Source organism: Aquabacter sp. DMC10 (assembly GCF_056314145.1).
Genome location: NZ_JBQUYX010000001.1, coordinates 517,237 through 529,990 on the forward strand (window position 1 = coordinate 517,237; position 12,754 = coordinate 529,990).

The following is a 12,754-nucleotide window of genomic DNA, read 5'->3' on the forward strand; positions in this document are numbered from 1 at the left end:
ACGGGTGATGTTAGGGGCGGGTGTCCGACGGGACGGGGCTTAACGCCCCCCGAACCGTTAGCAGAGGAGGCTGAAGGCCCAGGCGCACCGATCCGGCAATGGTTCGGCCGGTGCTGATGGGAGAACCTGTGGCCCACGCGGCGCGGGGCCGAGGCCACAAATCCCCGCGCGGGGGCGGACGGAGCGAGGCTCCACCTCATCCCACACTTCTACGGCGCGCCAGCCGCGCGCCGGCCGCTCCCGCATCCCTCCACCCCTGCCATCGGCGGGGATGTTGGTGCTGGGCGCGTCATAGGGGCGCGCAGGGTGTTGGCGTTGTGTCCTTGCCCCCTCCCCCACCCTCCCCCGCTTTGCGGGAGAGGGGGCCTGTCCCGCTGGCGAGAGGCCGAGATGCCGACGCCGGGGCAGAGCAGAGCCACCGCACCATCCAGGCGCGCCAAAGTCCCCTCTCCCGCAAAGCGGGGGAGGGATAGGGAGGGGGCGAGACAGGGGCGAAATGCGCAGGGGGCGAAGGAGAGGGGCCGGCCCTGGGCCCTCGCGCGGCGAAGGAGGCCGGTGCCCCCCTGCGATCACTACCGCTGTTTGAAATGTAGCATTCAGCGCAGACCGGCCAAGGAACTGCCCGGTGGGACGATCAGGCGGGCGCGCCCTCCCCGGCTGTCATGCCCGGGCTCGTCCCGGGCATCCACGCCTCTCCCTTAGCTTCGTCCTTACGGAGCCCCGTGGATGGCCGGAACCCGCATGTGTGCGGGTTCCGAGACGAGGGGCGCGAGTCGTCAACAGACGACGTGCGGGACAAGCCCGGCCATGACGGTGAGGCGAGCGCGTGGCGCCGGTCTTGACCCGGAGGCGCCGACACCCGCGGACGCGCAGTGCCATCGCAGCCACGCCCATGCCAAGCCAACCCGACCGCCAGCCCAATCAGGCCGGCTCGGTCTCCGCCGTGGGCTCTTCCAGGGAGCGGACGCGGTCCACCACCGCCTTCTGCACCTTCTCGAAGGCGCGCACCTCGATCTGGCGGACGCGCTCGCGGGAGACGCCGAATTCGGCGGCCAGTTCTTCCAGCGTCACCGGGTCCTCGGCGAGGCGGCGGGCCTCGAAGATGCGACGCTCGCGGTCATTGAGCACGGACAGCGCGCCGGCCAGAGCCGTGCGGCGATTGTCCATCTCCTCCTGCTCGGCGAGCGCGTTTTCCTGGTCATCGCGCTCGTCCACCAGCCAGTCCTGCCACTCGCCGCTGTCGCCATCGTCGCGCAGCGGGGCGTTCAGGGAGGCGTCGCCGCCGAGGCGGCGGTTCATCTCCACCACCTCGTCCTCGGTGACGCCCAGCTTGGTGGCGATCTGCTTGACCTGGTCGGGGCGCAGGTCGCCCTCCTCCAGCGCCGAGATCTGGCTCTTGGCCTTGCGCAGGTTGAAGAACAGCTTCTTCTGCGCCGCCGTGGTGCCCATCTTCACGAGGCTCCACGACCGCAAGATATATTCTTGAATCGAGGCGCGGATCCACCACATGGCATAGGTGGCCAGGCGGAAGCCCTTGTCGGGCTCGAACCGCTTCACCGCCTGCATGAGGCCCACATTGCCCTCGGAGATCACTTCGGAAATGGGCAGGCCATAGCCGCGATAGCCCATGGCGATCTTCGCCACGAGGCGCAGATGGCTGGTGACGAGCCGATGGGCCGCATCGCGATCCCCATGCTCGCGCCAGCTCTTGGCCAGCATATATTCCTCCTGCGGCTCCAACATGGGGAACCGCCGGATCTCCTCAAGATAGCGCGACAGACCGCCCTCTGCGGACGGAATGGGCATGTGGCGTGCCTGGGCCATGAAAGGCCTCCTTCCCTCGTGGCCCTCGACGCGAGCAGCCACACACGCCGCCGCGAAACGCCGGCAGCGAAAGCGCATCATATCTTTCATAACGGCAATGCGAAAGATTGGATCCCCGGCGCCGCGAGACCCCTTTCGTTCACGTCGACGCGACCTGGAGCGGTAGCGGGAGGCGCCTCACCCGGCCCGCAGCGCCGTCTCCAGGGCGGCGAGATCCGCCGGCAATTCGCTATCGAAGCCCATCACCTCGCCGGTGGCCGGGTGGGCAAAGCCCAGATGCGCGGCGTGCAGCGCCTGCCGGTCCAGCGCTTTGAGCATGGCCTGCGCCGCCTCCGGCAGACGGGACGTCTTGGTGCGGAAACCCGCCCCATAGACCTCGTCGCCCAAGAGGGGATGGCCGATGTGGGCCATGTGGACGCGGATCTGGTGGGTGCGCCCGGTCTCCAGGTGGCACTCCACCAGGCTCGCCACCACCTCGCCCGAAGCATCAAGGAAGGTCTCGATGAGCCGCCAATGGGTGATCGCCTCCCGCCCGGAGGCCCGCACCGCCATCTTCTGGCGGTTGGTGGCATGCCGGTCGATGGGCGCGTCCACCGTGCCGCGATGCTCCGGCGCGCCCCAGACGAAGGCGAGATAGGCGCGGGTCAGGTCGCCGGTGCGGCCATGGTCGGCGAACTGGGCGGCCAGGTGCTTGTGGGCGGCATCGGTCTTGGCCACCACCAGGAGGCCGGACGTGTCCTTGTCCAGCCGGTGCACGATGCCCGGCCGCCGCACGCCGCCAATGCCGGAGAGGCTCTCCCCGCACTGGTGCAGCAGGGCATTCACCAGTGTTCCGTCCCAATGGCCGGGCGCGGGATGCACCACCAGGCCGGCGGGCTTGTCGATCACGATCAGGTGGGCATCCTCGTGCACCACGTTCAACGGGATGTCCTGCGGCACCGGCTCGGCGGGCTCGGGCGCCGGCACGGCAACGGTGAGCACGTCGCCGGCATTGACCCGCTCGGCCGCGTCTCCTACCACTCGCTCGCCGTTCCGCACGCGGCCGTCCGCCACCAGCCGCTGGAGGCGGGTGCGGCTGAGGTCCGGCAGGCGGCCGGCAAGGAAGCGGTCCGTTCGGGACCCCGCATCGGCGGGCTCGACCGTAACCGCGACGGTCTCCGCTCCGGCGGCTTCCCCGTCTTGTGCGAGGTCGCAGGCGAAGTCATCGTCCGCGTCGAAGCCGGGTCCACGCGCCACAGGTCCACTCACGTCAGGCTCTTTCATGTTCAACCGTCCGCTCGAACCCGACACCCAGGAGCCCCTCACGCCTGACCAGGAGCGGGTGCTGCGCAAGGTGCGCCGCTTCTCCATGGTCTCGGGCCTGATCATGGTGCTGGGTCTGGCATCCGTGTTCGGCGTCATTGCCTATCGCATGCTCCGCGACAAGGTGGCCAGCCCCGGCGAGATCACCACCACCTTGCCCAAGGGCGCCGAGGTGGTCTCCACGGCGGTCAGCGGCGATACCCTGGTGCTGACCCTGAAAGTGGGCGGCACGGTGGAAATCCGCACCTTCCGGCTCGACACCCTCGCCCCGACCGGCCGCCTGAAGTTCGCCGTGGAGCCCTGAACCAAAGCCCCACCTGCGCCGTAACTGCCCTCACCCGGCCCGCTTGAGGCCGCATGAGGGCTGGCGATGGCAGGCAAGGTGCTCATTTATGGCGGCAGCGGCGGCATTGGCGCGGCCCTCGCCCGGACGCTGAAGGCCAAGGGCTTCGGCCTGCATCTGGTGGGCCGGGACGCGGCGCGCCTCGCCGCCGTGGCGGATGAGACCGGCGCCACCACCACGCAGGGCGACGTCACCGACGAAACCCTCTTCGCCCGCGCCGCAGCGGAGGCCGGGTCGGCGCTGGCCGGCCTTGCCTATGCGGTGGGCTCCATCACCCTGAAGCCCCTGCACCGCGTGTCGGCGGCTGACATCAAGGCCGACTTCTGGCTCAATGCGGGCGCCGCCGCCCTCGCCGTCCAAGCGGCCCTGCCCGCGCTCAAGGCTTATGAGGGCACGGCGAGCGTGGTCCTCTTCTCCTCGGTCGCCGCCCGCCAGGGCTTCGCCGCCCATGTGTCGGTGTCGCTGGCCAAGGGCGCGGTGGAGGGCCTCACCTTGTCTCTGGCGGCCGAGCTCGCCCCCAAGGTGCGGGTGAACGCCATCGCGCCCTCCCTCACCAAGACGCCGCTGGCGGCCTCGCTCACCTCCAGCCCGCAAATGGCCGGCGCCATTGCCGGCCTCCATGCCCTGCCCCGCCTGGGCGAGGCGCAGGACAGCGCGGGACTCGCCGCCTTCCTCCTGTCGCCGGAGGCGGACTGGATCACGGGCCAGGTCATCGGCGTCGATGGCGGGCGCTCCACCTTGCGTACCAAGGGCTGAGCCATGCCCGGCCCGCGCCCCAAGAGGGTGGCGAAGGCGGACCTGCCCACCCGCATCTGCGCCACCTGCGGCCGCCCCTTCGCCTGGCGGCGCAAATGGAAGGCGGTGTGGGACGAGGTGCGTTATTGCTCCGACCGCTGCCGGGGCAATCGCAAAAGCCGGACGGGCGCGCCATGAGCGGCACCTTGCGCTTCCTCCTGGGCGACCAGCTCACGCGCGGCCTCACCGCGCTCGACGGCCTCGACCGGGAAAACGACGTGGTGCTGATGGTGGAGGTGGACGAAGAAGCCACCTATGTGCGCCACCACAAGCAGAAGATCGTCTTCCTGCTCTCCGCCATGCGCCATTTCGCGGCCGAGCTTCAGGCGGAAGGCATCGCGGTGGACTATGTGCGGCTCGACGACCCCGCCAATGGCGGCACCTTCGGCGCCGAGCTGGAGCGGGCCATCGCCCGCCATGCGCCCGCACATATCGTCATGACCGAGCCCGGCGAATGGCGGGTGCGCGAGATGATGGAGACTTGGCGCGACGAGCTGGCCGTGCCGCTGGAGATCCGCCCCGACACACGGTTCCTGGCCTCGCACGACGACTTCGCCGCCTGGGCCGGCACCAAGCGCCAGCTGCGCATGGAATATTTCTACCGCACCCTGCGCCGGCGCACCGGCCTGCTCATGGACGGCGATGAGCCCGCCGGCGGGCGCTGGAACTTCGACCCCGAGAACCGCCGCCGCCTGCCGGACAACCTGCCGCTTCCCGGCCGCCGCCGCTTCGCCCCGGATAGGGTGACGCAGGAGGTCGTCGCCCTGGTTGAGGCGCGTTACGGAAATCATTTCGGGACGCTGGAGGGCTTCGGCTGGGCGGTGACGCGGGCGGATGCCCTCCAGGCGCTGGACGATTTCATCGCCACTGCCCTGCCCCGCTTCGGCGACTATCAGGACGCCATGAAGGCCGGGGAGGACTTCCTCTTCCACGGCCTCCTCTCGCCCTATCTCAATGCCGGCCTCCTCACGCCCCTTGAGGTGTGCCTGCGGGCGGAGGCGGCCTATCGGGGAGACGCGGCGCCCCTCAATGGGGTGGAGGGCTTCATCCGGCAGATCCTGGGCTGGCGGGAGTTCGTGCGGGGCCTCTATTGGCACGACATGCCCGCTTATGCGGACACCAACCATCTCAACGCCCAGCGGGACCTGCCCGACTTCTACTGGACCGGCGAGACGGACATGGCCTGCCTGCGCGCGGTGGTGGATGTCACCCGCCGCACCGCCTATGCGCACCATATCCAGCGCCTGATGGTCACCGGAAACTTCGCGCTTCTGGCGGGCATCGCGCCGCGCCAGATCGAAGCGTGGTACCTGGCCGTCTATGTGGATGCGTTCGAGTGGGTGGAACTGCCCAATGTCCACGGCATGGTGCTGCATGCCGACGGCGGGCGGCTTGGCTCCAAGCCCTATGCGACTTCGGGCGCCTATATCAACCGCATGTCGGACTATTGCCGGGGCTGCGCCTATGACCCGGACATCAAGGAAGGACCGGGCGCCTGCCCGTTCAACCTCCTCTATTGGACCTTCCTGATGGACAATGCCGACGCGCTCGCCGGCAATCCGCGCATGGCCATGCCCTATCGCACGCTGGAACGCATGCCCCCGGAGCGCAAGGCGCGCCTCAAGGCGCAGGCGGACGCCTTCCTCGACAGCCTGCCCGCCACGGGACAATGGTCATGAGGCGGCGTGTCGCCGGCGGATCACTGGAGGGAGGATTCCCCGTCATCGCCGGGCATGCGGGCGAGCAGCATCTGGGTGATGGCCACCAGCATCTCCGCCCGCTCCTTCAGCGTTCCCGCCTCCAGCAGCGCTTGCTTCTCCAGGGCGCCATAGGGCGACATGACGCACAGCGCGTTCACCAGCGTCTCGGTGCCCGCCTGCTGGATGCCGTCCCAGTCCGCCGCCAGATGGTTGGCCTCCAGGAAGGCGGCCAGCGCCGAAAGCAGCGCGCTGCGGTCCACATCCTCCTCGCCGGCGCTCTCGTCGAAATCGGCGCCGAACGCGGAGGCGTCGATGGCGAAGCGCCGATAGGGGGTGTCGGTGGTCTCCTCGGCCCCCATCCGCACCCGGCAGATGCCGGTCAGGGTAATGAGATAGCGCCCGTCGCCGGTCTCGGCGAACTGGGTGATGCGGCCGATGCAGCCCACCTTGAAGACGGCAGGCCCGTGCGTGGTCTCGGGCTTGGTCTCGTCCGGCTGGACCATGACGATGAGCCGGTCGCCCGCGAGCGCGTCGTCCACCATCTCCAGATAGCGGGGCTCGAACACGTTCAACGGCAATTCGGCGCGCGGCAGCAGCAGCGCGCCGGACAGCGGGAAGACCGCGGCGGTGCCGGGCACGTCGCCCGGCGCATGATACGAACGGCGGTTAGCCACGATGCTCCTTCAGGCGAACAGGATCGCCGAAAGCTTCTTACGTCCCGAAATGGTCAGCGGATCGGTGGGGCCCCAGGCCTCGAACAGCTGGAGGAGCTGCTTGCGCGCCGCATCCTCGTTCCAGCTGCGATCCCGCTTGACGATGTCGAGCAGATGGATGAGCGCCTGCTCGCGACGGCCACGGCCATTAAGGCCGAGAGCGAGGTCGAAGCGGGACTGATGATCCAGGGGGTCGATGTCGACCTTGGCCTGGAGGGTGGCGAGATCGCCAAGCGCGGCGGCCTGCTCGGCCAGATCCAGGGCGGCCTTGGCAGCGGTGATGGCGCTGTCGCCTTCCTTGCCGGCCGGCACCATCTGAAGGGTCGCCTTGGCCTGGTCGAGGGCGCCGCCCGCCACCTGGGCGCGGACGAGGCCGCCCAGGGCCTTCAGATTATCGGGCTCCTGGGCCAGCACATGGGCGAAGATCTCCGCCGCGCCGGCCACATCCCCTTCCGCCAGCGCCGCGTCGGCGGCGGCCAGCACTTCGGCGATGTCGGCGTCCGCCGGGCCGCCCATGAGGCGCTCGATGAAGGCCTTGATCTGGCTCTCCGGCAGGGCGCCCATGAAGCCGTCCACCGGCTGGCCGTTGACGAAGGCATAGACGGTGGGAATGGACTGGATGCGCAATTGCTGCGCCACCGCCGGATGCTCGTCGATGTTCATCTTGACGAGCTTGACCTTGCCCTTGGTGGCCGCCACAGCGCGCTCGATGATGGGGCCCAGCGTCTTGCAGGGGCCGCACCAGGGGGCCCAGAAGTCCACCAGCACCGGACGGCGACGGGATTCCTCGATCACATCCGCCATGAAGGTCTGGGTGGTGGTCTCGGTCACGTCGTCCGCGCCGACCTGCCCGCCCGGAGCCGCCGCCTGGGCCCCGCCCGCCTGCTTGAACAGCATGGTTCTGGTCCTTAAAAGCTGTGCCCGGTCGCGGTCATGCGCCACGGGCCTGCCCCATAGATGGGAGCCGGGCGCGCGGGCGCAACCGCCGTGAACACGCTTCTAGAGCGCGAACGGGTGACGGGAAAGCCCAAATGCGCGGCCGCCACCTCCCGCCCCGCCGACGACGGGGAAAGGTGGTTGCCGGCCACCCACCGGCGGCAAAACGGGCGGGAAGCGGTGGACAGGGCCGCGAGGAGTGTGGACGCAGGCCGCCACGCCCTTGCGGGCCGCAAGCCCCCAGCCCAGGCTGATTTGACGGACCTTCAAAGGAAGGGCACACCCCGCCGCAATGAAATTCAACCGCCTTCGGCTGACCGGCTTCAAGACCTTCGTGGAGCCGACCGACCTCCTGATCGAACCCGGCCTCACCGGCGTCGTCGGGCCGAACGGGTGCGGCAAGTCGAACCTGGTTGAGGCCCTGCGCTGGGTCATGGGGGAAAGCTCCCACAAGGCCTTCCGCGCCCAGGACATGGATTCGGTCATCTTCGCCGGCACCACGGCGCGCCCCGCCCGCAACACCGCCGAGGTCGCCCTCCAGCTGGACAATACCGACCACACCGCGCCCGCCGCCTTCAATGGGGACGATGTGATCGAGGTGGTCCGGCGCATCGAGCGCGGGGCGGGCTCGAACTATCGCATCAATGGTCGCGACGTGCGGGCCCGCGACGTCCATCTCCTGTTCGCCGACGCCTCCACGGGCGCCCGCTCGCCGGCCCTGGTGCGGCAAGGGCAGATCGGCGAGATCGTGGGCGCCAAGCCGGCGGCCCGGCGGCGCATCCTGGAAGAAGCCGCGGGCGTCGCCGGCCTCCATGCCCGCCGGCACGAGGCCGAACTGCGCCTGAAGGGCGCCGAGCAGAATCTCCTGCGCCTGGAGGACGTGCTCACCCAGCTCGCCACCCAGGTGGACAGCCTGCGCCGCCAATCCCGCCAGGCGGTGCGCTATCGCGCCGTGGCCGAGGACATCCGCCGTCAGGAGGCCACCTTGCTCTGGCTGCGCTGGCGGGAGGTGACGGCAACCTTGGCCGACGCTCAGCGCCAGATGGAGCTTATGGCCGGCGAAGGCGCCGCCCGCACCCGCGACCAAGCGGAAGCGGCTCGCCTCCAGGCGGTGGCCGCCCATGTGCTGCCCGCCCTGCGTCAGGCGGACGCGGAGGCCGCCGCCCGGGTGCAGCGGCTTGTCCATGCCCGCGAGGAGCTGGACCGGGAGGAGGCCCGCCTTGCGGTGCGCAGCCAGGAACTGGAGCGCCGCCTTGCCCAATTGGCCCAGGACGTTGCCCGCGAGCATGCCCTCTCGGCGGACGCGGAAGGCGTGCTGGAGCGCCTCGCCGAGGAAGCGGAGGGGCTCGCCGCCCAGCAGGAAGACGCTGTTATCGCCGAGGAGGATGCCGCCATCGCCCGCTCGGAGGCGGAGGATCGCCTGGCGGAGGCCGAATCCATGCTGGAGGAACGGACCCAGGCGTTCGCGGATCTGGGCGCCCGGCGCGGCGTGCTGGACGGCCAGATGCGCGACGTGCGCACCCGCCTCATGCGCGCCGCCGCCGAGCATGCCTCGGTGGAAGCGGAGGAAGGGCGGCTGCGGCGGGAGGCGGGCACCGAGGGCTTGGAGCGCCTGCGCGAAGCATCCGCCACCGCCCGCGAGCGGCTCGATGCCGCCGAGGACATGACAGCTCTGGCCGAGGCCGCCCACGGGGAGGCCCGCGCCGCCGCCGAGGCCCTGCGGCCGACGCTGGCCGAGGCCGAGCGCCGGTTCGGCCGCCTCGACACCGAGGCGCGCACCCTCTCCAAGCTGCTCCAGTCCGCCGACCGGCGCTTTCCTTCCGTGGCCGATCTCCTGACGGTGGAGAAGGGCTATGAGGTGGCGCTGGGCGCCGCCTTGGGGGACGATCTGGATCTGCCCGTAGATGAGCGCGCACCCGCCCGCTGGGCCGGCGCCGACATCGTGGCCGGCGATCCGCTGCTGCCGGCCGGGGCCGAGCCCTTGGCCGTGCGCGTCTCCGGCGTGCCGGCCCTTGCCCGGCGCCTTGCCCAAGTGGGGGTGGTGGCGCAGGCGGACGGGCCGCGCCTTCAGGCCGCCCTGCGGCCCGGCCAGCGCCTGGTCTCGCGCGAAGGGGATCTGTGGCGCTGGGACGGCCTGGTGGCCGCCGCCGACGCCCCCACCGCCGCCGCCCGGCGCCTCGCCGAGCGCAACCGCCTCGCCGACCTTACCGCCGAGGCGGAGGAGGCGCGCCATTGGGTGGAGCGCCTGCGAGCCGAGGCGGCCTCTCTCGACCAGCGGGTGCGCGCCGAAGGCCACGCGGAGGCCCAGGCCCGCGAAGCCCGTCGCGCCGCCCAGCGCGCCGCCGAAATGGCGCGGGAAGCGGAAGCCGCCGGCGAGCGCCGCGCCGCCCAGCATGCCGCCCGCCTGTCCGCATTGGGGGAGGCCCGCGCCCGAATCACGGCGGCCCGCGCCGAGGCGGAGGCGGCGGAGCGTGCCCTCCAGGCGGAACTGGCGAGCCTCGAATCACCCGCCCTCATGGAGGCGAGCCTCGCCGAGGCCCGCGCCCAGGCGGCCCAGGCCCGCGCCCGGCTCGCCGAAACCCGCGCCCAGGCCTCGGCGCTCGACCGCGAACGAGCCGCCCGCCTGAGGCGCCTGGAAGCCATAGCCGGGGAACGGCGCTCCTGGACCGAGCGGGCGGGCGGCGCGGGTGCCCGCATCGCCGCCCTGGAAGCCCGCCGCGACGAGGCCCAGGCGGAACTGGACGGCCTGGCCGACGCCCCCGCCGAGATCGTGCTGCGCCGCCGCCGGCTGCTGACCGAAACCGAGCAGGCGGAAGCCACCCGCCGCGCCGCCGCCGACCGCCTGGCGGAAGGCGAGGCCGCGCTGGCGGCGGCCGACCAAGCGGCCAAGGACGCGCTCGCCGCCCTCTCTGCCGCCCGCGAGGAAGCCGCCCGCTGCGAGGCGCGCCTGGAGGCCGCCCGCCAGCGGCGCGACGATGTGGCCCGCGACATCGCCGATGCCCTCGACGGACCGCCGGAGACCGCCTTCACCCTCTCCGGCCTCACCGCCGATGCCGAGCCGCCGCCCCTCGACGCAGTGGAAGCCGCCCTTGAGCGGGCTCGGCGCGAGCGGGACCGCCTCGGGGCGGTCAATCTGCGGGCCGAGGTGGAGCTTGAGGAAGCGGACGGGCGGCTGGAGACGCTGACCCGCGAGCGCGACGATTTGGTGGAAGCCATCCGTCGCCTGCGCTCGGGCATCCAAAGCCTGAACCGCGAGGCGCGCGAGCGCCTTCAGGCCTCCTTCGCCGTGGTGGACGCCCATTTCCGCAAGCTGTTCGACACGCTGTTCGGTGGCGGCGAGGCGCAATTGGTGCTGACCGACGCGGATGACCCGCTGGAAGCCGGCCTCGACATCATCGCCAAGCCACCGGGCAAGAAGCCGCAGACGCTCTCCTTGCTCTCCGGCGGCGAGCAGGCGCTCACCGCCATGGCACTGATCTTCGCGGTGTTCCTGACCAATCCTGCGCCCATCTGCGTGCTGGATGAGGTGGACGCGCCGCTGGACGACGCCAATGTGGAACGCTTCTGCGTGCTGATGGACGAAATGACGCGGCTGACCGACACCCGCTTCCTGGTCATCACGCACAATCCCATCAGCATGGCGCGCATGGACCGGCTGTTCGGCGTCACCATGGCCGAACGTGGCGTGTCACGACTGGTGTCTGTGGACCTGCAGCATGCCGAGCGCTTACGCGAGGTGAGCTGATCGGTGCCAAGAGCTTGAGTTCACTGTCGTTTTTCGCGTGTTTTCAGGCAGTTAAATCGCTCCGCGCTTTTCTTGACACTCAAATATGCCGCAACTATGGTGCCGCGCGGTTTCGGGGGGCCGTGATCGCCTGATCCACAACCCGCGAAGCCGGAGTTCGTACCATGTCGAAACGATCGGATTCCGATCCTCGGAAGACGGGCCAACGGCAAGCGGACCAAGAACCAGGGGTGGGTGATCCCGGACTTGCGGATCGGCTTCAGCGTCTCAATGCCGCGCTTGACAAGGCGCGGCCAAAAGACCAATCGCAGCCGACGGGACCGCAACGCAACAACACCGCCTCGGGCATGGCTTTGGCCTTTCGCCTGGGATCGGAGTTCGTGGCGGGGACTCTGGTGGGGGCCATGATCGGCTGGGGCATCGACACCGTCTTTTCGGTGTCGCCCTGGGGCATCATCCTCTTCACCCTGATCGGCTTTGCCGCCGGCGTGCTCAATATGATGCGCGCGGCCGGCGAGACCGGTGGAAAGAAGCCTCCGCAGGGATGAGCCCCGCAGAGGACGTGGAATTGTGGCGGCGCAAGCCGCACGGAACAGGGGCGCGTGTCGGATGAACATCGATCCGATCCACCAGTTTGAAGTGCAGCGTTATGTAGAGCTGCTGCATGTCTCGGGCGTCAGCGTCTCGTTCACCAATTCCGCCGCCTTCATGGTGGGCATCGTCGCGGCCATCTTCCTGTTCCTGACCTACGCCACGCGCGGCCGCACCCTGGTGCCAGGCCGCATGCAGTCGGTGGCGGAGATGTCCTACGAATTCATAGCCAAGATGGTACGGGACTCGGCCGGCAGCCAGGGCATGGTGTTCTTCCCACTGGTCTTCTCCCTGTTCATGTTCGTGTTCGTCGCGAACGTGGTGGGCCTCATCCCCTACACCTTCACCATCACCGCCCACATCATCGTCACCGCCGCCTTGGCGCTCCTGGTGATCGGCACCGTGGTGGTCTACGGCTTCTTCAAGCACGGCACCCACTTCCTGCACCTGTTCGTGCCGTCGGGCGTGCCCTCCTTCCTTCTGCCCTTCGTGGTGCTGATCGAGGTGGTGTCCTTCATCTCCCGCCCGATCTCGTTGTCGCTGCGTCTGTTCGCCAACATGCTGGCCGGCCATATCGCCCTGAAGGTGTTCGCCTTCTTCGTGGTGGGCCTGGCCTCGCTCGGCGTCGCCGGCTGGTTCGGCGCGGTGCTTCCCTTCTTCATGATCGTGGCGCTGACGGCGCTCGAGCTGCTGGTCGCGGTGCTGCAGGCCTATGTGTTTGCGGTCCTCACCTCGATCTATCTCAACGATGCGGTGCATCCGGGCCACTGAGCCCCGCCCTCATCTGAACCCTCACGTGTTTCTC

At 69.9% G+C, this 12,754-nt stretch carries 11 protein-coding genes; 7 read left to right on the plus strand and 4 right to left on the minus strand.

The annotated features are described in order from the left end of the window. Nucleotides 1-921: 921 nt before the first annotated feature. Complete coding sequence (gene rpoH / locus ACT54L_RS02390) at nt 922-1,824, minus strand: RNA polymerase sigma factor RpoH (RefSeq protein WP_476083936.1); 903 nt, start codon at nt 1,822-1,824, stop codon at nt 922-924. A 177-nt stretch (nt 1,825-2,001) separates the two neighbouring features. Further along, a complete protein-coding gene (locus ACT54L_RS02395) occupies nt 2,002-3,087 on the minus strand; it encodes an RluA family pseudouridine synthase (RefSeq protein ID WP_476083937.1) in 1,086 nt (361 codons plus the stop codon). Here ACT54L_RS02395 and ACT54L_RS02400 point away from each other — a divergent pair. The 4 genes from ACT54L_RS02400 (at nt 3,086) to ACT54L_RS02415 (ending at nt 5,943) form a co-directional block, all read left to right on the plus strand. Beyond that, nucleotides 3,086-3,430 carry a hypothetical protein gene (locus ACT54L_RS02400; RefSeq protein WP_274778109.1) on the plus strand — a complete coding sequence of 115 codons (345 nt, stop codon included), beginning with the start codon at nt 3,086-3,088 and terminating at the stop codon, nt 3,428-3,430. The two genes, ACT54L_RS02395 and ACT54L_RS02400, sit on opposite strands and share 2 nt — an antisense overlap. A 66-nt stretch (nt 3,431-3,496) precedes the next feature. Beyond that, nucleotides 3,497-4,225 (plus strand): SDR family NAD(P)-dependent oxidoreductase, encoded by a 729-nt coding sequence (locus tag ACT54L_RS02405; protein ID WP_476083938.1) that lies wholly within the window; start codon nt 3,497-3,499, stop codon nt 4,223-4,225. A 3-nt stretch (nt 4,226-4,228) separates the two neighbouring features. After that, on the plus strand, nt 4,229-4,402 hold the full coding sequence (locus tag ACT54L_RS02410; RefSeq protein WP_476083939.1) for a DUF2256 domain-containing protein: 174 nt from the start codon (nt 4,229-4,231) through the stop codon (nt 4,400-4,402). Beyond that, nucleotides 4,399-5,943, plus strand: coding sequence for a cryptochrome/photolyase family protein (locus ACT54L_RS02415; RefSeq protein ID WP_476083940.1), 1,545 nt, complete (start codon nt 4,399-4,401; stop codon nt 5,941-5,943). Before ACT54L_RS02410 ends, ACT54L_RS02415 begins: the two co-directional genes overlap by 4 nt. Nucleotides 5,944-5,963: 20 nt before the next feature. Here ACT54L_RS02415 and ACT54L_RS02420 read toward each other — a convergent pair whose 3' ends face one another. Both ACT54L_RS02420 and trxA read right to left on the minus strand, forming a co-directional pair. Then, on the minus strand, nt 5,964-6,638 hold the full coding sequence (locus tag ACT54L_RS02420; protein ID WP_476083941.1) for an LON peptidase substrate-binding domain-containing protein: 675 nt from the start codon (nt 6,636-6,638) through the stop codon (nt 5,964-5,966). A 9-nt stretch (nt 6,639-6,647) separates the two neighbouring features. Next, nucleotides 6,648-7,574 carry a thioredoxin gene (trxA, locus tag ACT54L_RS02425; RefSeq protein WP_476083942.1) on the minus strand — a complete coding sequence of 309 codons (927 nt, stop codon included), beginning with the start codon at nt 7,572-7,574 and terminating at the stop codon, nt 6,648-6,650. Between the two features lie 331 nt (nt 7,575-7,905). Here trxA and smc point away from each other — a divergent pair, with 331 nt between their 5' ends. The 3 genes from smc to ACT54L_RS02440 all read left to right on the plus strand — a co-directional run bounded on the left by smc (nt 7,906) and on the right by ACT54L_RS02440 (nt 12,720). Beyond that, nucleotides 7,906-11,358, plus strand: a complete 3,453-nt coding sequence (smc, locus tag ACT54L_RS02430) for a chromosome segregation protein SMC (RefSeq protein WP_476083943.1) — start codon at nt 7,906-7,908, stop codon at nt 11,356-11,358. Nucleotides 11,359-11,705: 347 nt separating this feature from the next. Next, nucleotides 11,706-11,906, plus strand: a complete 201-nt coding sequence (locus tag ACT54L_RS02435) for an AtpZ/AtpI family protein (RefSeq protein WP_476083944.1) — start codon at nt 11,706-11,708, stop codon at nt 11,904-11,906. 61 nt (nt 11,907-11,967) lie between these two features. Then, nucleotides 11,968-12,720 carry a F0F1 ATP synthase subunit A gene (locus ACT54L_RS02440; RefSeq protein ID WP_476083945.1) on the plus strand — a complete coding sequence of 251 codons (753 nt, stop codon included), beginning with the start codon at nt 11,968-11,970 and terminating at the stop codon, nt 12,718-12,720. Nucleotides 12,721-12,754: the final 34 nt, after the last annotated feature.